At 76.1% G+C, this 18658-nt stretch carries 14 protein-coding genes and 1 pseudogene; 7 read left to right on the forward strand and 8 right to left on the reverse strand.

Annotated features, from left to right (window positions below):
* Nucleotides 1-9: 9 nt before the first annotated feature.
* From CUT44_RS05165 to CUT44_RS05180, 4 genes are all read right to left on the reverse strand, one after another.
* Complete coding sequence (locus CUT44_RS05165; RefSeq protein ID WP_100200957.1) at nt 10-972, reverse strand: hypothetical protein; 963 nt, start codon at nt 970-972, stop codon at nt 10-12.
* On the reverse strand, nt 969-2501 hold the full coding sequence (locus CUT44_RS05170) for a hypothetical protein (RefSeq protein ID WP_233221242.1): 1533 nt from the start codon (nt 2499-2501) through the stop codon (nt 969-971). The genes CUT44_RS05165 and CUT44_RS05170 overlap by 4 nt, the downstream gene beginning before the upstream one ends.
* 293 nt (nt 2502-2794) lie before the next feature.
* Nucleotides 2795-4357: a hypothetical protein gene (locus CUT44_RS05175; protein WP_100200958.1), complete on the reverse strand. Its 1563-nt coding sequence runs from the start codon at nt 4355-4357 to the stop codon at nt 2795-2797.
* Between the two features lie 325 nt (nt 4358-4682).
* Nucleotides 4683-6188 carry a DNA-binding protein NsdB gene (locus CUT44_RS05180; protein WP_100200959.1) on the reverse strand — a complete coding sequence of 502 codons (1506 nt, stop codon included), beginning with the start codon at nt 6186-6188 and terminating at the stop codon, nt 4683-4685.
* 237 nt (nt 6189-6425) lie between these two features.
* Here CUT44_RS05180 and CUT44_RS05185 point away from each other — a divergent pair, with 237 nt between their 5' ends.
* Nucleotides 6426-7568: an aminoglycoside phosphotransferase family protein gene (locus CUT44_RS05185; RefSeq protein WP_100200960.1), complete on the forward strand. Its 1143-nt coding sequence runs from the start codon at nt 6426-6428 to the stop codon at nt 7566-7568.
* A gap of 342 nt (nt 7569-7910) precedes the next feature.
* Here the strand turns inward: CUT44_RS05185 and CUT44_RS05190 are convergent, their stop codons facing one another.
* A complete protein-coding gene (locus tag CUT44_RS05190) occupies nt 7911-8408 on the reverse strand; it encodes a hypothetical protein (RefSeq protein WP_100200961.1) in 498 nt (165 codons plus the stop codon).
* Between the two features lie 152 nt (nt 8409-8560).
* On the opposite strand from CUT44_RS05190, the gene CUT44_RS05195 reads away from it, so the two are divergent.
* Complete coding sequence (locus CUT44_RS05195) at nt 8561-9298, forward strand: leucine-rich repeat domain-containing protein (protein ID WP_199185615.1); 738 nt, start codon at nt 8561-8563, stop codon at nt 9296-9298.
* A 125-nt stretch (nt 9299-9423) separates the two neighbouring features.
* Entirely contained in the window at nt 9424-11256 is a 1833-nt protein-coding gene (locus tag CUT44_RS05200) for a serine hydrolase domain-containing protein (protein ID WP_100200962.1), read from the forward strand.
* Nucleotides 11257-11263: 7 nt separating this feature from the next.
* Here the strand turns inward: CUT44_RS05200 and CUT44_RS05205 are convergent, their stop codons facing one another.
* Both CUT44_RS05205 and CUT44_RS05210 read right to left on the reverse strand, forming a co-directional pair.
* Complete coding sequence (locus CUT44_RS05205) at nt 11264-12895, reverse strand: phytoene desaturase family protein (protein ID WP_100200963.1); 1632 nt, start codon at nt 12893-12895, stop codon at nt 11264-11266.
* 147 nt (nt 12896-13042) lie between these two features.
* Nucleotides 13043-14461: pseudogene (locus CUT44_RS05210) on the reverse strand (protein kinase domain-containing protein); the annotation flags it as partial.
* 265 nt (nt 14462-14726) lie between these two features.
* Between CUT44_RS05210 and CUT44_RS05215 the strand changes: the two are divergent.
* The 4 genes from CUT44_RS05215 (at nt 14727) to CUT44_RS05230 (ending at nt 17312) form a co-directional block, all read left to right on the forward strand.
* On the forward strand, nt 14727-15422 hold the full coding sequence (locus CUT44_RS05215; protein WP_100200965.1) for a phosphodiesterase: 696 nt from the start codon (nt 14727-14729) through the stop codon (nt 15420-15422).
* Nucleotides 15423-15549: 127 nt separating this feature from the next.
* The gene (locus CUT44_RS05220; protein WP_100200994.1) at nt 15550-15972 is read left to right on the forward strand and encodes a DUF4383 domain-containing protein; all 423 of its coding nucleotides are present in this window, start codon (nt 15550-15552) and stop codon (nt 15970-15972) included.
* 107 nt (nt 15973-16079) lie between these two features.
* The gene (locus CUT44_RS05225; protein WP_100200995.1) at nt 16080-16928 is read left to right on the forward strand and encodes an MBL fold metallo-hydrolase; all 849 of its coding nucleotides are present in this window, start codon (nt 16080-16082) and stop codon (nt 16926-16928) included.
* A gap of 111 nt (nt 16929-17039) precedes the next feature.
* Nucleotides 17040-17312 (forward strand): hypothetical protein, encoded by a 273-nt coding sequence (locus CUT44_RS05230; protein ID WP_100200966.1) that lies wholly within the window; start codon nt 17040-17042, stop codon nt 17310-17312.
* Nucleotides 17313-17337: 25 nt separating this feature from the next.
* Here the strand turns inward: CUT44_RS05230 and CUT44_RS05235 are convergent, their stop codons facing one another.
* Nucleotides 17338-18657: a PP2C family protein-serine/threonine phosphatase gene (locus tag CUT44_RS05235; protein ID WP_100200967.1), complete on the reverse strand. Its 1320-nt coding sequence runs from the start codon at nt 18655-18657 to the stop codon at nt 17338-17340.
* Nucleotide 18658 lies beyond the last annotated feature (1 nt).

Genomic DNA, 18658 nt, shown 5'->3' on the forward strand with positions numbered 1-18658 from the left:
CCCCGGCCCTCAGCCGTGGAAGGGCAGCCCGGCGTCGGGCGCCAGTTCGGCGGCGTCGGCGTCGGGAGGCGGCAGCAGGGTGGCGCTGCCGTCACTGACCGGGACGACGCCCAGCTCCAGCAGCTCGGCCAGGGCGGCGCCGCCCGCCATGTCGCGCACCTGGAGCTGGTAGCGGGCGGTGGTGCGGTAGGTGCCGCCGGAGTCGTCCCCGGTGCGTTGCAGGAAGCCGGAGTCGGCGAGGAAGGCGGCGGCCTTGGCGACGATCCCGGTGGTGGAGCCGGCCAGCCGCCGGGCGTCCTTGGTGGCGCCGGTGGCGCTGCGCCTGGCGTACACCCGCCAGGCGGCCTCCAGGCCGGGGGCCTCGCTGGCCGGATCGGTGTTCTCCCCCTCCCGCTCGGCGCGTTCCTCCAGGCGGCGACACGCCTGGCGGACGAAGGCGTCCACCCCGTTGACGGTGATCCGGCCGACGTAACCGTCGTCGGCCAGGTCCTCGGGGCGGGGGAAGGCCAGGGCGGCGACGGCCAGATGGGCCAGACCGTGCAGGAAGCGGTCGGCGGAGTCGGCCGTGGCGCGGCGGGCGTAGTCGCCCATGCGCACGGCGAAGACGGAGTCCTCGGCGGCGGTGACGGCCATCCCGGCGCGCGGGGAGACCTCCAGCACGACCAGCCCGAGGCCGGTGGCGACGGCGTCGGCCAGCCGGGCGAAGGCCGGGTCCTCCCGGTAGCGGCGCAGCAGGTCGGCGTACTCGGCGTCGCGGGCGGGCAGCAGTTTGGGCTGGAGCCCGAAGGAGACCAGCCGGGCGGCGTCGGCGGCGTCCGCGGGGGTCACCGGGGCCGCCGGGGCCACCGAGTGGCCGGCGCCGGGCCGCTCACCGGCCGCGGGGGCGCCCTCCCCGGAGTACCCGGGCCGGTCGCCCGGCCCCTGCGGGGCGCCGAAGGCGCCGTACCGGCCGTACTCGTCCGCGGTGCTCACGACGCCACCTCCGTACGGTCCGCGGCCATGCCCGCCGCGTCCAGCAGTGCGGTGCCCACGACGAGGTCGGCGCCACCGAACTCCGGGTCGTGCAGTTCGGTGCCGTCGTCCGCGGCGAACAGCAGCCGCCGCTCGCCCTGCCGGTAGGCGGTGCCGACCGGCGGACTGGCGGCGTGCACCGCCAGCAGGGCCACCAGGTACGGCAGGTCCGGGTCCTCAGGGGCACGGCGGCGGGCCTCGGCCAGCAGGCCCGACAGCCGGCGCGGCGCGTCGTGGGGCAGGTCCAGCAGTTCCCGGGCGGCCGCCAGCTGCTCCTCGCTGAACCGGCTGTCGTCGGGGGTGGCCACCAGATCCGGTTCGGGCATCTCGGCGCCCAGGTGCTCGCGGGGGGCGGGCGGGGTGAGCAGCAGCCCGGTGAGATCCCCCAGCCGGACGGCGGCGGGCACGCGCAGCCCGGTGCCGCGGGCGAAGAAGGCGTCGGTGACCTTCGTCGCCCGCTCCACCGGCAGCGGCAGTACCGGGGCGAGCAGCTGCCCGTACAGATCCAGTCCGGCGCGGACGGCGGGCGGGGCGAAGGCCTGCCGGTCCTGCTCGGCGCGGAAGAGCGGCCCGGCCTCCAGCAGCCGGGACTGGAGCTGGGTGTGGCGCCGGATGCAGTCCTTGACGATGTCGATCAGCTCGGCGGCGCGCAGCTTGTGGTCCGGGCTCCGGTCGGCGGGGGCCTCGTCCCGGGCCCGGCGGATGTTGGTGAGGATCGCGTTCTCGTGGCGGTAGCGGTCGGCGACGTGGTCGAGCGCCTCGGCGATCAGGTCGGGGACGGCGTTGAGCCAGTCCACCGCGCGGACGTTGCGCCGGGTGGCCTCCAGGGCGCGGCGCAGCGTCTCCGCGTACTGGACGGTGCGGTAGCGGGCCTGCTCGGCGGCGAGCTGGGCGTCGGCGAGCCGGCCGCGGCTGACCAGCACCTCCAGCTTGACCTCGGCGGCGATCTGCGCGCTGGTGACGTCCGTGTCGAGGGCCCCGACCAGGACGTTGACCGCCTCGTCGGTGGTGCGCAGGTAGACGCCCCCGCCCGGGCCGGGGACCTCCTCGATCAGCTTGAAGTCGTAGTCGCGCCGCACGTACTCGCCGTCGGGGCCGAAGGTGCCGTAGACGGCGCGGAAGCCGCGGTCGACGCTGCCGACGTTGATCAGATTCTCCAGGACCCAGCGGGCGACCCGCTCGTGCTCGGCGGCGGGCCGCCGCGGCGCCTGGGCGGCGACGCGGGGCAGCAGCCGGGCCACTATCTCCTCGTGGTCGGCGCCGGTGTCGAAGTCCATGTGCAGGGTGACCAGGTCGATGGCGGCCAGCGCCACCTCCGCCATGGCGTACGTGCTGTACTCCCCGGCCAGATTGGCCTTGCGCACGTCCAGGTCGTGCAGGGGCGCGGTGCAGGCCAGCGCCCGCAGACGGCGGGCCAGGCCCTCGTCGGCGGCCGGACCCGGCGCGGGCCGGGGGGCGCCGGGCGGCGAGGCGGATACGGCTGTGGTCACACGGCACAGATTAGGCGCTGCCGGTGACAGGGACCGAAACGGCGAGGGCGCGGCGGCCCGCGGTGCCCGGGCGGCCTCCCTGCGGGGCCCTGGCCGGCATCGGCCCGGCCCGGCCCGTCGGCCGGCGGTTCGACCGGGGCGGGCGGTACGGCGGTTCGTCCGGCCCCCGTACACGTCCGCGCGAGTCGCGTGGGTGACGGCCGCCCGGCCGGAGACGGCAGCGGTGCATGCCGTGGGTCCCGGGCCGGGTGGGCGGCCGGGACGGTCCCGGCCGGGGGGAACGAACCGGAGGCTCAGCGGGCCGGTTCGCCGGGGCCGAGTCTGCCGCGCACGGCGCTCTGCACGCCCTCCTCCTCGGCCGGGTCGGCGGCGAGCCGCCGCAGGCGTTCGACGACCCGCGCGTCGCCGGTCGCGGCGTGCCGGGCGGCGAGCTCCCGGGTGGACTCCTCGCAGTCCCACAGGCACTCGACGGCGCAGCCCGCGGCGAAGGACGGATCGGTGACGGCCAGGGCCCTGGCCGCCCGGCCGCGGAGCTGGGAGGAGGCGGTCTCCCGGTAGACGTACCGCACGACGGGTGCGGCACAGTGCACGGTCAGCCTCGCGGTCCCGTCGAGCAGCGGCCCCAGCGCCCCGGAGTCCGGCCCCTGGGTGCGGACGGCGCGGCGCAGCCCGGTCAGCACCAGCGGGCCGTCCTGCCGGCCGCCGCGGACGGCGAGCATCGCGGCCGCGGCGGCGCCCAGGCCGTCCTCGCGCCGCGCCCACCGGCGGGCCCGGTCCACGGCGGCGGTGGTGCGCATCCGGGAGAAGGCGGCCAGCGCGGCCCGGGCGACGGTCTCACCGGGGCCGTCCGCCGGATCGGGACCGTCCGCCGGATCGGCCGGCACCGCGCAGGACGCCGGGGAGTGGGCCGCGGCCGCCTCGATCAGGTCGAGGACGTCCGCGTCGCCCCGTTCGGCCAGATGGCGCAGGGCGACGGCACGGGCGGTGCCGGGGCCGCCGCGGGCGGCGGCGAGCAGTTCGGGGCGGTCCTCGGGACCGGCGACGGCGGCCAGACAGCGCGCGGCGGCGGCCTCGCGCTGCTGCGGGGTCCGGCCTCCGGCTTCCGGGGAGCCGGAGGGTTCCGGGGAGCCGGAGGGTTCCGGGGAGCCGGAGGGTTCCGGGGAGCCGTCCTGGGCCCACTCCAGCACCGCGCGCACGCTCCAGCCGGGGCGCGGCCCGGTGGGCCGCAGCTGGCGCTGCCAGCGGTCGAAGGAACCGGCCTCCCCGGCCTTCCCGATGCGTTCGGCCTGCCCCGGCCGGCCGGGGTCCTCGGCCCACAGCCGCCAGGGGCGGGGTTCGAAGGCGTCCCGGACGGCCGCGGCCAGCTCGGCGTCGCCCTCGGGGGTGCGCGGGAAGCGGGCCAGGACGGCGGGGCCGAGCGAGCGCAGTCCGGCGTCGTCGTCCCGCACGGCCAGCTCGTCCAGGGCCCACCGCCAGTTGGCTCCCCGCGCGGCGTAGCGGCGCAGCAGCAGCAGCGCGCCGCGGTCGCCGTAGGAGGTCAGGTGGCCCAGGACGGAGAGGGCCAGGCCGGTGCGCTCCTCGCCGGTGTCGACGAGGTCGGCGGGGTCGAACAGATGGTCCTCGAGGTCGTCGAGTCCGGCGTCCAGGTCCCGGTGGAGCCGGGCGTAGTACAGGGAACGGTGTTCGAGCCGCCAGTCCCTCCGGGGGTCGTGCCGCAGGCACTGTCCCAGCGCCGCGAGCGCCTCGGCGCGCGGCGCCGCGAGGGCGTGCAGCGTCCCGTCGCCGCGGCCCCGCTGGAGGAGGCCGAGCAGCGTGCCGCTGGGCGCTATGTCGGAATCGACGGAATCGGCGAACATAGGGTCAGCATCCGGTGCGGGGTGTGGGGCTGGCAACGGGATTTCCGCTGTCGGACGGTGTCGCCGGTGGTCGTGGGTCCTTCTCCTGTTCGTCCTGCGCTCTCCCCGCGGCTCCGTGCCGTTCACGGCCGGGAGCGCGGGCTCCGGTCGCCGAAGGATACCGGAGCCCGCGGCTCCGCCGGGGCCCTGCGGACCGCCGCCCGGGAACGGGGGGCCGGGAACCGGGAGCCGGGAGCGCCGCGGGACGCGTACGAGCTCCCGTACCGTACGCGTCCCGCCGGGACGTCCCCGGTTCCGGGCTGCCCCCTCCCCGGCTCCCGGACCGCTAGACGCCCAGGCTGCCGGCCGTCCACCGCGGCGCGGTCACCGGGCCGCTCCGGGGCGCCCTCGGGGCCGAGGGCAGGGTGTGCTCGATCTCCTCGCGCAGGTCCGCCACCCCGGTGGAGCCGGCGTAGCGCCCGGTGAGGCGGTACATCTCCCGCAGCCGGTGCCAGGTGCGGTGCGAGGAGGTGCTGCCGATCGAGACCAGGGCCAGCCGCGCGTAGCGGTCCGCCTGCTCGGGGTCGTCGGCGATGAAGCAGGCCGACGCGAGGGAGAGGTAGTCGAGGATCCTCGACCGGTCGCGGCCGTCCTTCCGCAGCCGCAGCGCCTCCTTGGCGTGTCCCTCGGCGGTCCTCGCCGCCGAGGGGTCGTGCTCGGCGAGCGTGCGGTACGCCAGTGCCTGCATCCCGTGCAGGTCGGCCTCGTCGAACAGCTGCATCCAGCTGGGCGGCGGTACGTCCCGCCGGTCCGAGACGAACAGCTCCTCGGCCTCACCGAGCGTGCGCCGCATCGCCTGCCCGCGCCCCATGGACGCCTGCGCCCACGCCTCGACGGTGTGGAGCATCGCCCGGGTGCGCGGCAGGGTCTCCTCGCCGCAGCCGGAGTGGGCGAGCTTCATCAGGTCCAGGGCGTCCCCGGGCCGCCCCAGATGCACCATCTGGCGGGCGGCCCGGGACAGCGCCTCGCCGGCCCGCGGCCGGTCGCCGCCCTCGCGGGCCGCGTGCGCGGCGATGACGAAGTACTTCTGGGCGGTGGGCTCCAGGCCGACGTCGTGGGACATCCAGCCCGCCAGCACCGCCAGGTTGGCCGCCACCCCCCACAACCGCCGCTGGATGTGCGGCGGGTGGCGGTAGGCGAGCATGCCGCCCACCTCGTTGAGCTGGCCCACCACCGCCTTGCGCTGGAGCCCTCCGCCGCGGGACGCGTCCCAGGTGCGGAACACCTCCACGGAGCGCTCCAGCGACTCGACCTCCCCGGCGCCCACCGGGGCCGCCTCGTAGCGGTCGGCGGAGACCGGGTCGGTGACGAAGGCGCCGCCGGGTCCGCCCAGGGCCGGGGCCGGGTCGGTCCGGAGCCAGTCGTACATGGCGCTGCTGAGCGCCGATCCTGCGGTGAGCGCGGCGCCCGCGCCCACCAAGCCGCGTCGGTTGAGCATGAGGTCCATTCCCGTGAATTCGGTGAGGACCGCGGCGGTCTGTTCGGGAGCCCACGGCAGTCCGTGGACGGACTCCCGTCTCCTCCCGGCCGGCCCTGACCGGCTGAACCCGAGGTCCTCGATGGTCACGACACGGCCGAGTCGCTCGGTGAACAGGTTCGCCAGCACCTTCGGCACCGGATCGCGCGGGGTCTCCCCCATACCGATCCAGCGCCTCACCCGGGAGGTGTCGGTCGCCAGCTGCGGGTGGCCCATGGCCGCCGCCTGCCGGTTCACGAGCCGGGCGAGTTCGCCCTTGGACCAGCCGGTGAGGCCGAACAGGTCCGCGAGACGGGTGTTGGGTCCCTTTGTCACGTGCAAGCCCCCAGGTTCTCGGCTGAGTTGACAGTAGCCACCGCCCGAAGGGCCCCGCGAGCATTCGCCATGGTTCGCCAGGGTTCGCCAGATGGTGTGCCACCCGTACCCGGGTGTGCTGTAGAACCGCGCCACCCCGTCCGGCCGAAGGCTCCGGCATTCCCCAGGGTGCTCCCCGGCCCCGGCCGGGTGGGTGGCGCGACAACCTGTCGGCGCACGAAGGGATCCGGCTCGTCCATGTACCCAACCCCGTCCCCCGTGTCAGCCCTGCCCCAGCAGCGCCAGCGCCGGCCGTACGGCACCGCTCTCCACCCCGAGCAGACGCGCACGCCCGCGTCCGGGCCGCCGGCCGGCGTGGTCCGGCAGCGCCGCGCGCACGGCATCGGAGGGCCGCCGGCCGGGGGGAGGCTCGACCTGTCCGGCCCGCAGGGCGCGCGGCTGCGTGCCGCCGTCGCCTCGGTGCACCGGGTCTGCCCGGAGTTCCAGCCGGTGCAGGTGATGCGCCGCGGCGGGCACTCGGTGGTATTGGTGGGCACCGTCGGCCGCAGTCCCGCGGTCGCCAAGTGCCTGCTGGAGCACTCACCCGAGCGGGTCGAGCGGTTCCGGCACGAGGCAGAGGTCTACCGCACCTTCGTGCGCCACCGCCCGCCGGTGCGGGTGCCCCGGCTCATCGCCGCCGACCCGGAGTCGTGCGCCCTGGTCGCCGAGCGGGCGCCGGGCCGCCCGGTGTCGCTCCGGCGTCATCCGGCGGAGCCTCCGACCCCCTCCGAACTGCGTGCGGCGCTGGACGCGGTCTGCCGGCTGAACGCCTGGCAGCCGCCCGCGGGCCGGTTCGGGGCGCAACTCGACTACGGTCCGCTGATCGCGCGCTACCACGAGCTGGGCCTGCTGACCGACCGCGACCTGGGCGATCTGCGCAAGCTGCTGCACGGCCTGGCGCGGGGCCCCCGGGGGAGCGGTCGCGGGCAGTTCTGCCACGGGGACGCCCTGCTGTCCAACGTGCTGCTGTCCCCGGCCGGCGCGGTGCTGGTGGACTGGGAACGGGCCGGCTGGTACCTGCCCGGCTACGACCTCGCCACCCTGTGGTCGGTGCTCGGCGACTGCCCGGCGGCGCGCCGCCGGATCAGCCGGCTCGCCCAGGCCCCGGGGCGGGACGCGCGGGACGCCTTCCTGGTGAATCTGATGCTGGTCCTCACCCGGGAGGTCCGCTTCTGCGAGGCGGCCGTGCAGCGGACCATGCGGGAACCGGCCCCGGTACCGGGCCTCGACCGGCCCGGCCGGCCGACCTCGGGCGAGGAGCAGCGACTGCTGCTGCGCAGGCTGCACGACGACTGTGTGACGGTCCGGCGCGCGGTACGGGCGGCGGTCGGCACCCGCTGAGCCGTCCCGCGCGCCGGCGGCCGGCACGTCCGTCCGGTGGCCCGCGGGGTGCCACCGGCTCCGCCCGGGGCGGTGCGCGCGGCCGGGAAGTCCGTACGGGAACCCGTCCTTCGTGGGCCTGTGACGGGTCGTCGGGGCCCGCCCGGGGTCGGCCGGCCTGCCGCGGGGCGCGAGGCCTCGACGGTCGGCCGGCGGCACACGTGGCCGGGCCGGCCACCGGACCGGGTGGCGGGGCGGTACGGGGCGGCGCGGCGGGTACGGCCGGCGTCGGGCGGCCTCAGCCGGGACCGCGGGACCACGGTGCGGAGCGCACGCCGGTGACGGCGCCGTCCGCCCGGACCGTCACTGCCTGAACATCTCCGCCGGCAGCGGCTTCAGCAGCTGGTAGAGGTCCTCGGTGATCGGCCGGTCCCAGCTGGCGATGGTGACCAGCACGCCGTCGCTGCGGTCGAACTGGACGCAGGAGATCCGGGTCTCGGAGCAGATGACCCGGCGCACGATGAGCAGGTTGTCGTCCAGCATCACCGGGCTCTCCTCCGCTCCGGTGACGGTGACCTCCTCGTCGTTCTCCAGGGCCGCCAGCAGCTGGGCCACCTCGAAGGGAACCTGGTCGTCGGCCCGTTCACGGGCCGGGGACCCCTCCGGCAGATTGCCGATGATCATGGCGGGTCCGCGTCCGCCGAACAGGTCGTACCGCAGGAACACCCCCTGGCAGCTCCCGTCCGGCGCGGGCAGCAGTCCGGCGCCGAGGTTGCCCGGCCAGTCCCCGGGGTCCATGGCCAGCACGTCGAAGTCGGGTCCGGCGGGGATGGGGGCACTGCGGCGGCGGAGAAAGGACATGCGGCCATGGTACGGGGACCGGTGGTTCCGCGGGCCGGCTGTCCGCGCGCCCGCGGTACCACCTCCCCGCGCCGGCCGCCACCGCCTCCGGCGGGTACGGCGGCCCCCTCCACCCGGCGCTCCCGCCCGGGACGGCCGGTACGGTGGCCGCCATGGCGGCGGAGTCGGTGGCGGAACCCGTGCTGAACCTGTGGCGGACGGGGATCGAGCGGGTGCCCGAGGAGGTGTGGGAACGTCGGGACCTGCGGGTCCTGATCCTGGCGGACAACGCGCTGACCGAACTGCCGCCGCGGATCAAACGGCTGCGGCGGCTGCACACCCTCGACCTCGGCCACAACGCGCTCGGTGAGCTCCCTGCGGAGCTCGGGGAGCTCACCGGGCTGGACCGCTGTCTGTACCTGCACGACAACCGGCTCACCGCGCTGCCCCGCTCACTGGGGCGGCTGCGCCGGCTGGCGTATCTGAACGTCGGCGACAACCCGCTGGGGCGGCTCCCGGCGGAGCTCGGTTCGATGACCTCGCTGGTCGAGCTGCGGGCGCAGCGGTGCGGGCTGCGGGAGCTGCCCGGATCCCTGGGCGGGCTCACCGCGCTGCGGGAGCTGTGGCTGCGGGGCAACGCGCTGACCGGCCTGCCGGCCTCCCTGGGCGGGCTCACCGCGCTGCGCGAGGTGGAGCTGCGGGAGAACGCGCTGGAGCGGGTGCCCGGGACGCTGCGCGGGCTGCCCCGGCTGCGGCGCCTGGATCTGCGGGCCAACCGGCTGCGGGAGGTACCCCACTGGCTCGCGGAGCTGCCCGCGCTGGAGAAGCTGGATCTGCGGTGGAACCCGGTCGAGGTGCCGCCGCGCCTGTCGGCGGCGCTGGCACGGCGCGACTGCGTGGTGCTCCGGTAGGCGGAGGCGGGACGGACCGGGGTTGACGTGCGGGAGTCCCGGGAAGGGATTCCCCGCCTCCGCCCGGTGCGCCGGGCGGTGCTCCGTCAGCTCTCGTTCCCCGGCTCTCCCGAGGAGGTCGCGGCATGACCGGTTCCGCACCGGCCCCGGCACCCGGTCCCGTACCCGGCCGGGGCATCGGCCGGCGGCGGTTCGGAGCCCGGACGCTCGCGCTCGGCGGCGGCCTGGTGCTCGCCACGGCACCCGTCGCCGCCTCCGCCCCTCTCTCCGGCGACCGGGCACCCGTGCTGCGCCGCGGCACCGCGCGGCGGGCCGGACTGCTGGAGCCGCACCTGCGGGGGCTGGTGGCCGACGCCGCGTCCTTCCTCGCGCCCCCCACCGGCCGGCCCTGGTACGCGGGCGCGGTGCTGCTGGCCGGGCGCGGCTCCACCGTCGCGCTCCACGAAGCCATCGGGTACGCGGTGCGCTACGCGGCCTACGACGAGGCGGGCGACACCGGTGTCGAACTCCCCGCCGCGCGGCGGATCCCCGCCCGTCCCGGGACGGTCTACGACCTGGCCTCCCTCTCCAAGCTGTTCACCGCGATCCTGGCGGTGCGGCAGATCGAGCGCGGCGCCCTGGCGCTGGAAGCGCCCGCCGCCCGTTACCTGCCGGAGTTCGGCGCGGCGGGCAAGGCCGGGATCACCGTACGGCAGCTGCTCACCCACACCTCGGGGCTGACCGCCTGGCTGCCGCTGTACGCCGAACCCTCCCGGGACGCGGTGCTCCGGCGGCTGTGGCGCGAGGCCCCACTGGATCCGCCCGGCAGCGTCTACCGCTACTCCGACCTCAACCTCATCACCCTCCAGCTGGTGCTGGAGGAGGTCACCGGCGAGCCCCTCGACGTGCTGCTGCGCCGGGACGTCACCGGGCCGCTGGGGCTGCGCCGGACCCGCTACAACCCGCCCGCCTCCTGGCGGCCGCGCATCGCCGCCACCGAGGACGCCCGGCCCCCCTGGTCGGGTCTGGACCGCGGCATGGTGTGGGGCGAGGTCCACGACGAGAACGCCCACGCCCTGGGCGGGGTGGCGGGACACGCCGGGGTCTTCTCCTGCGCCTGGGACCTGGCCGTGCTGTGCCGGACACTGCTGAACGGCGGCGCGTACGGCACCGCCCGCGTCCTGGCACCGGAGTCGGTGGAGCTGCTCTTCCACGACTTCAACACCGGCTTCCCCGGCGACGGGCACGGGCTGGGCTTCGAGCTGTACCAGCACTGGTTCATGGGCGCCATGGCCACCCCGCGCACCGCCGGGCACACCGGTTTCACCGGTACGTCCCTGGTGCTGGACCCCACCACCGACACCTTTCTGGTGCTGCTGGGCAACTCGGTGCACCCGGTGCGCTCCTGGCGCTCCGGCAGCGCCCCGCGGGTGGCCGCCGCCGACCGGCTGGCCCGGGCCGTTCCGGTGCGGCCCGCGACGGGGCGCACCGCCTGGTTCTCCGGGATGGCCCCCGGCGCCTCGGCCACCCTCGCCCTGCCCGGGGTGGTGCCGCGCGGCGCGGACGCCCGGCTGCGCTTCCGGGTGTGGTGGGACACCGAGCCGGCCGACGGCGCGCTCCGGCTGGAGGCGGCGTCCGACCGGGCGTCCGGCCGGGTGCCCGCGGACGGCGGGGCGGGCTGGGAGCCGGTGCCGTTCACCGTCTCGCGGTCCGGCACCGGGCCGGTGGAGCGCCCGGACGGGACGCTGTCCGGTTTCTCCGGCCGCGTCTGGTACGGGGCCGACGCCTCCCTGGCCCGCTGGCGGGGCCGGGCGGTACGGCTGCGCTGGCGGTACACCACCGGCGGCCGTTACGTGGGGCGCGGCGCGTACGTCGACGGGATCCGGGTCGAGGACGGCGGGCGGGTGCTGTTCGACGACTCCCGCCGCCGGGACGCGCGCCGGGTCGCCGCGGACGGCTGGACGGCGTCGGCCGACTGACCGCCGGTCACCTCCCGAGTACCGCCATCGCCGCGTTGTGCCCGGGGACACCGCTCACTCCCCCGCCGCGCACGGCACCCGACCCGCACAGCAGGACGTTGGGCAGCCCGGTGGCCACCCCCCACCGGGCTGCCGGGTCGCCCGGATCGGCCGCGGTGCCGTCGCCGTACGGGTCGGCGTGGGGGAAGGCCAGGTCGCCGTGGAAGATGTGCCCGCCGGGCAGCCGCAGCTCGCGCTCCAGGTCCACCGGGGTCCGTGCCTCGACGCAGGGCCGTCCCTCGGCGTCGCGGGCCAGGCAGCCGGCGATCGGCTCGTCCAGCTGGGCGTCGAGCTGGGCGAGGGCGGCGGTCAGCAGGTCCTCGCGGAGCCGCTCGTCGCGGTCGGCGCCCCCGCCGAACAGCCTCGCGGGGACGTGCAGCCCGAACAGGGTCAGCGTGTGGTGCCCGGTACGGGCCAGGTCCGGTCCCAGGACCGACGGGTCGGTCAGGGAGTGGCAGTAGATCTCCGAGGGCGGGGCGGCGGGCAACCGTCCCGCGGCGGCCTGCCGGTAGGCGGTCTCCAGTTGCCGGTAGCCCTCGGCGACGTGGAAGGTCCCGGCGAACGCCTCGCGCGGGTCGGCCGAGCGGTCGCGCAGGGCCGGCAGCCGTCGCAGCAGCATGTTGACCTTCAGCTGGGCCCCCTCGGCGCGGGCCCGCGGCGGCGGTTCCTCCCCCAGCAGGACCGCCAGCTCCCGGGGCGAGGCGTTCACCAGGACATGGCGTGCGGAGACCGTGCCCTCGGTGTCGGCGGTGCGGTAGCGGACCTCTGCGGTGCGGCCGTCGGCGGCGATCGAGACGGCCTCGTGCCCGGTGGCGATCCGCGCGCCCGCGGCGCGGGCGGCTCCGGCGAGGGCGTCGGTCAGCGCGCCCATGCCGCCCACCGGCACGTTCCAGTCGCCGGTGCCGCCGCCGATCACGTGGTAGAGGAAGCAGCGGTTCTGGCGCAGCGAGGGATCGTGGGCGGAGGCGAAGGTCCCGATCAGGGCGTCGGTGAGCACCACGCCGCGGACCAGGTCGTCGGCGAGGTGCTCCTCGATCGCCTCGCCGAGCGGCCGCTCGAACACCGCGCGCCAGGCGGTCTCGTCGCCGACCCTGGCCCGCAGTTCCTCCCGGGTCGGCAGGGGCTCGGTGAGGGTGGGGAAGACCCGCTCGGCCAGGCGCCGTGTCATGCCGTGGAAGCGCCGCCAGCCGGCGTACTCCCGTTCCGATCCGGTCAGCCGCGCGAAGGCCGCCCGGTCGCGGGACTCCTCACCGGTGACCAGCAGCCCGGTGTCCCGGCCGCCGCGCCGTACCGGGGTGTAGGAGGAGACGGGCCGGGACCGCACCGCGAAGCGCAGGCCCAGGTCCGCCACGATGCTCCGCGGCAGCAGGCTCACCAGGTACGAGTAGCGCGACAGGCGGGCGTCCACTCCGGCGAAGACCCGGGCGGAGACGGCCGCGCCGCCGGTGTGGTCCAGACGTTCGAGCACCAGGACGCCGAGTCCGGCGCGGGCGAGGTAGGCGGCGGCCACCAGTCCGTTGTGGCCGCCGCCCACGATCACGACGTCCGGCGTGTCGCGGCCGGTGCCGCCGAGGGGGTGGCCGGAGTGCGGGTCGGGCATGGTCCTTGGTAGCACGTGCGGTCCGGCCGGGCGAGGGCACCGCGCCCGGCGTCCCGCGCGGCCGGGCGCCGCGGGGCGGGCGGGGCCCGCGGGCGGCGGAGGCCGTCAGCCGGAGCCCGGGCCGGGTTTCTCCCCCTGCCCGCACGGCGCCGCCACTAGGCGGTACAGCTCGGCCGCCTCGGTGCTGCGGCCGAGCCGCTCCAGGCAGTGGGCCTCCTCGTTGCGGCTGGTCAGCGTGTCGGGGTGGCGCGGTCCCAGCACCCGCAGCCGGGCGGCGGCGACCGCGCGGGCCTCGTCCAGCGCCTCTTCCCAGCGGCCCAGCCGCCCCAGCGCGTGCGCGACCTCGTGGCGGCTGGCCAGGGTGTCCGGATGCTCCGGTCCCAGCACCCGCCCGCGTTCGGCGGCGACCGCGCGGTGCGCCTCGGCCGCCTCCTCCCAGCGGCCCAGCCGTCCCAGGCTCAGCCCCGCGCTGTGCCGGCTGGCGAGCGCGGCCGGCAGGTCGGGCCCGGGTCGCCCGCCGGCGGACGGGGCCGTGCCCCCGCCGGTGGGGACCGGCCCGGTCCAGGGGCCGCTGAGGACGCTCGGATAGCCGGCGAACGCGGGGCGCAGCGACCAGGTGGCGGCCTTGCCGCCGGGGCTCATGTCCCGGGCCCACGGCGGCACCCGGTGGGCCTGGGGCGGCTGCGGCCCGGCCGGCGCGGCCGCCCGGGCCCGGGACAGCCGCGCAGCGGCGATGCGGTGGCCGAGTTCGGCGGCGTCCGAGGGTCGGTCGGCGGGCTCCTTGGCGAGCAGATCGAGGATGATCCGCTCCAGCTCGGCCGGGAGCTCGCCGCGCAGCTCGCGGGGCGGTCGCGGCGGGGTGTCGCGGTGGCCGACGAGGACGCCCCAGGTGTCGCCGAGGTCGAAGGGCGGCACACCGGTGGCGATCTCGTACAGCACGCAGCCGAGCGAGTACAGGTCGCTGCGGTGGTCCAGGGGGGCGCCCGCGATCTGCTCGGGCGACATGTAGTGCGGGGTGCCCATGGCGTCGCCGCCACCGGTGAGCTTGGCGGTGAAGCCGATGTCGTGGCCGAGCCGGGCGATGCCGAAGTCGCAGATCTTCACCGTGCCGTCGGCGGTGCGCATCACGTTGGCGGGCTTGAGGTCGCGGTGCACGATGCCCTGGTCGTGGGTGTAGGCCAGGGCGGCGGCCACCTGCTCGGCTATGTCGAACAGGTCGGGCACGGGCAGCGGCCGGTGGCCGTCCCGCTCCAGGAGCTGGCTGAGGTTGTGCCCGCTGAGCAGTTCCATCACCAGGTAGAGCACTCCGTCGTGCTCGCCGAAGTCGTGGACCACGGTCACCCCGCGGTGCTGGAGGGACGCGGCGACCCGCGCCTCACGGCGGAAGCGCTCCCGCAGCACCCGCATGAAGGGCGGGTCGGTCTCCCGTCCCAGCGGCTTGAGGCACTTGACGGCGACCACCCGTCCCAGCGACTCGTCCTGGGCCCGCCACACCTGCCCCATGCCGCCGCGTCCGACGAGTTCGAGCAGCCGGTACCGGCCCTGGATCAGCGTGCTCTCCTTCATCGCGCGCCGCCGCCCCCCTCTCACCCGTTGCCGCCCCCCGGCCCGCCCAGTATGAGCCCTCCCCCGGCCGGGCGGTAAGGCGGTGGAGCCGTGTCGGTGCGTGCCGCCGTACGCCGGGCCCCGGGAGGCCCCCGGAGCCCCTGAAGACAGTGCGCGGGTTTCGGCGGGGGCGGTCCGGCAACTGGGAGCGGTGGGGGCACCGGCCGGCCCGGAAGAGACCGGTGACGGGCCCCGGGGAGCTGTGACCAGAGTCGAGGAGAGCCGGATGTCCGATTCCCTGCGCGCCCGCGGTGCCCGGACGGGATTCCGGCTGCTCGCCCGGCTGCGCCGCGCCCCCGCCTTCCACCCCCGCGGACTGACCTGCACGGGAGAGCTGACAGTGGTGGGCGGGAACGGCGCGGCCTGGGGTGTGCCCTGGCTGGAGCGCTCCGGCCGCCACGAGTGCGCGGTACGGCTGTCACGGGGCGTCGGGCTGCCCGGCCCGCTGCCCGACTGGCTCGGGCTCGCCGTCCGGGTGGTGGACGCGGGCGGCCCCGGACGCCATCTCGACCTGCTGCTGACCACCAGCGCCCGGCCTCCCCTGCTCCGCCACCTCCCCCTGCCGCGCGGGAACGCGCTGGGCGGCCCCTACTCAGGCCTGCTGCCCTACCGGGTCGGCGGGCGCCGCATGCTGCTGGCGGCCTTCCCGCGCCGTCGGCTGCGCCCGGTGCCCGGCAGTCCGTCCGGGCTGCGGCGGACGCTGGCCGAACGGCCGCTGGTGTTCGACCTGCGGGCCGCCGAACCGCTGGGCCGCTGGCGGACGTTCGCGGTGCTCACGGTCCGCGCGCCGCTGCCCGAACCGCCCGACTCCACCCCGGGGTACGACGTCTACGGTCACAGCCTGCCGGGGCTGGCGCCGGGGCCGCTGATCGCGACGGTGCGGCGCGCGGCCTACCAGGGCTCCCGGGAGGGCCGCCGCTGAACGATTCCTCCCATCGGCCGCATACAGGCTGTTTCCAACCCGGACACAGGGGTACTCCGAACCGGCCGCTACCCCCTCCACACAGGAGATGATGATGATGGCCAGGACAGGTCCGAACACCACGGGCATGGCACGCCGATCGGCGGTGAGCACCGCCGCCATGGTGGTGTCGGCGGTCTTCCTGCTGGTGGGAATTCTGGGGTTCATCCCCGGCGTCACCACGGACTACGGCGAGATGCAGTTCGCGGGACACGAGTCGGAGGCCAAACTGCTCGGCATTTTCCAGGTGTCCATCCTGCACAACCTCGTCCACCTCGCCTTCGGTGTCGTCGGGCTGGCGATGGCCCGCAGCGCCGCCGGGGCCAAGGCCTTCCTGATCGGCGGCGGTCTGATCTACGGACTGCTGTGGCTCTACGGCCTGATCGTGGGCGAGGAGAGCGACGCCAACTTCGTGCCGCTGAACACCGCTGACGACTGGCTGCACTTCCTCCTGTTCGTGGGCATGGTCGCCCTCGGTGTGATCCTGGGCCGCCGTCCGTCGAACCCCTGAGCGGACAAGGCCGGACACGGGCCCGGTGGAGTGACCGCTGACCGCGTCGCTCCACCGGGCAGCACCGGACCACGGCCGTGCCCGGCGAGGACAAGGAGCTTCCCACCGTGCCGTCCGCACCGCCCACGGGTGCCGCCGAGATCCTCTTCGTCGGCAACGCCACCCTGCTCATCCGCTACGGCGACCTCACTCTGCTGACCGACCCCAACTTCCTGCACCGCGGCCAGTACGCCTATCTGGGCAAGGGGCTGCTGTCGAAACGGCTGACCGATCCGGCGCTGGGCGCCGACCAGCTCCCGGCGGACCTGGACGCGGTGATCCTGTCCCATCTGCACGGTGACCACTGGGACCGGGTGGCCCGCCGCAGGCTGCCCCGTTCGCTGCCGGTCATCACCACTCCGCAGGCCTCCCGGCGGCTGCAGGGACTGCACGGGTTCAGCCGGGCCACGGGCCTGCCCGTCTGGCACGACCACGTCCTGCTCCGCGGCGGCAGCCAGGTCCGCGTCACCGCGCTGCCCGGCCGCCACGGCCCCGGCCCCGCCCGCTTCCTGCTGCCGCCGGTGATGGGCTCCCTGCTGGAGTTCGGCGACGCGGGCGGGGACGTCCGGCTGCGGCTGTACATCTCGGGCGACACCCTGATGTTCCCCGGCATCCACGAGATCGCGCGCCGCTGCCCCGGCATCCACCTGGCCGTGGTCCACCTGGGCGGCACCACCCTCCCCGGCGGGCTGCTGGTCACCATGGACGCGCTCCAGGGCGCGGACCTGGTCTCCGTGCTGCGTCCGGGGCACGTCCTGCCCGTGCACTACGACGACTACGGCGTCATGAAGTCCCCCCTGTCGGACTTCCTCCGCGAGACCGGACGGCCGGACTTCCCCTCGGGCGTGGTGCGCTGCGCCCGAGGGGAGCGGGTCACCGTGGACGCGAACGGGCCGGTGGGGCGGGCCGGGGGCTGAGGGCCGCGGCCCGGGGTACCGGCCGCGTCCCGGAGAGACCCGGAGAGACCCGGAGAGACCCGGAGAGACCCGGAGAGACCTGCAGAGATCACAGGAGAGGAAGGCGCACCGGTGCCGAGCACGATCACCGCCGAACACGTACGGGAGCTGCTCAGCTCCACCGACCCGGACCCCCGGCTGGTCCTCCTGGCGGGCCGGGCCCGGGTCGTTCCCGCCGCCGAGACGGACACGGACCGCTACCGCGGGGCCGTGGAGATCGTCTCCCGGGACGAGCTCACCGCCCGGCTGGGCTCCCGGGGGCAGGACGGGCCGGAGCCGTCCGACCGGGAACTGACGGAACTGGCGGCCCGGCTGGAGGCGGTGGTCACCGGGCTGGGCGCCTGACGGCCGCCCGCCTCCTCGCCGCCCCTCAGTCGCGGCGCGGTCTGCGCACCGCCAGGGCCAGCGTGTCGTCGGGGTGCAGGATGATCGTGTGCATGTCCTCGGCGACGGCGCCGGGGATCTCCGCGATGGGCCTGTCGGCGTGCCGCCGGACCGCCTCGGCCAGCCGTCTCTCCCCCTCCCGGGGGTCCCGGCGGCTCTCGGTGAGTCCGTCGGTGTAGAGGACGAGCAGATCGCCGGGTTCGACACGGGTGTGCAGCAGACGCTCGCTGCCCGCCAGCGGGTAGCCGACGCCGCGCCCGCGCACCTCCAGGTATCTCGGCTCGCCCTCCGCGGGCAGCAGCAGCGCGGGCGGGTGGCTGCCGTTGGCCAGGTACAGGTCGCCGGTGCCCGGATCGATCCGGGCGAGCAGCACGGTGGACATCAGCTCGCTGTCGAAGGGCATCAGGATCTCGGCGGTCCGGGCGATGATCGACTCCAGCGGATGCCCCTCCAGGGCCAGGGTCCGTACCGCGTGGGTGACGTTGAGGGCACCGCGGGTGCTGGTCACACCGTGGCCGAGCGCGTCGACGACGGTGATGTGGACGGTGCCGTCGGGCAGTTGCAGCCAGTCGTAGAGGTCTCCGCCGGTGGGCGCGTCGGTGCCGGCCGGGGCGTAGTGCACGGCCAGCTCCAGTCCCGGCACCTCGATCGGCGGCGGCCGCAGGGCGTCCTCCAGCTCGCGCAGGGTCTGGCCGTGGGCGTTGCGCAGCTGCTCGTCCCGCTCCTCCAGCTGGACGTAGAGCGCGAGGGTGCCCCGGTTGGTCTCGGCGAGCTCGTGCTTGAGCTGCCGGTGCTCGGCGGTGAGGGTGTCTATCCGGGCCAGCGCCGCCCGCAGTTCCTGCTCCATGGCCTGGAGTTCGGACGGCCCGTGGTCCTCCCCCGTCTCCGGCCCGCCGCCGTTCCGCGAGGACGGGACGGCGGTGCGGGCGTTGTGCCCCCCGGGCAGCGGCAGCCGCCAGACGGCCGAGCCGTCCGGGGTGAACTCCGCCGGCAGGGGCAGGTCCGCCGGCCCCCCGTGCCGGTCCGCGCCCAGTTTCTCGAGGGCGTCGAGGGTGACGACGAGCTGCCGCGGTCGCCCGCCCGGACCGCCGTCCGGGGAGACCGGGCACTTCCGGGACTCCGGGCACTCCGGGAACACGGCCAGCCGGACGGGCCGCCCCGCCTCGATCTCCCGGCGCGCCAGGTCCGCCGCGGACATCACCAGCCGGGCCCGCAGTTCGGCCGGCAGCCGGTGGGCACGGGCGGCACCGCGCACCGCCTGCCGCAGGCTCGGCAGTGTGTAGTGGGGTCTGTCGTTGTCGGTCATG

It is taken from the genome of Streptomyces carminius (assembly GCF_002794255.1).
Classification (GTDB): Bacteria; Actinomycetota; Actinomycetes; order Streptomycetales; family Streptomycetaceae; genus Streptomyces; species Streptomyces carminius.

Excerpts from the sequence above, each read along its gene's own strand:
- CUT44_RS05175 (WP_100200958.1), bottom strand. The coding sequence starts at position 4,357 with ATGTTCGCCGATTCCGTCGATTCCGACATAGCGCCCAGCGGCACGCTG.
- CUT44_RS05200 (WP_100200962.1), top strand. The coding sequence starts at position 9,424 with ATGACCGGTTCCGCACCGGCCCCGGCACCCGGTCCCGTACCCGGCCGG.
- CUT44_RS05195 (WP_199185615.1), top strand. The coding sequence starts at position 8,561 with ATGGCGGCGGAGTCGGTGGCGGAACCCGTGCTGAACCTGTGGCGGACG.
- CUT44_RS05235 (WP_100200967.1), bottom strand. The coding sequence starts at position 18,657 with ATGACCGACAACGACAGACCCCACTACACACTGCCGAGCCTGCGGCAG.
- CUT44_RS05185 (WP_100200960.1), top strand. The coding sequence starts at position 6,426 with ATGTACCCAACCCCGTCCCCCGTGTCAGCCCTGCCCCAGCAGCGCCAG.
- CUT44_RS05215 (WP_100200965.1), top strand. The coding sequence starts at position 14,727 with ATGTCCGATTCCCTGCGCGCCCGCGGTGCCCGGACGGGATTCCGGCTG.
- CUT44_RS05220 (WP_100200994.1), top strand. The coding sequence starts at position 15,550 with ATGGCACGCCGATCGGCGGTGAGCACCGCCGCCATGGTGGTGTCGGCG.
- CUT44_RS05205 (WP_100200963.1), bottom strand. The coding sequence starts at position 12,895 with ATGCCCGACCCGCACTCCGGCCACCCCCTCGGCGGCACCGGCCGCGAC.
- CUT44_RS05190 (WP_100200961.1), bottom strand. The coding sequence starts at position 8,408 with ATGTCCTTTCTCCGCCGCCGCAGTGCCCCCATCCCCGCCGGACCCGAC.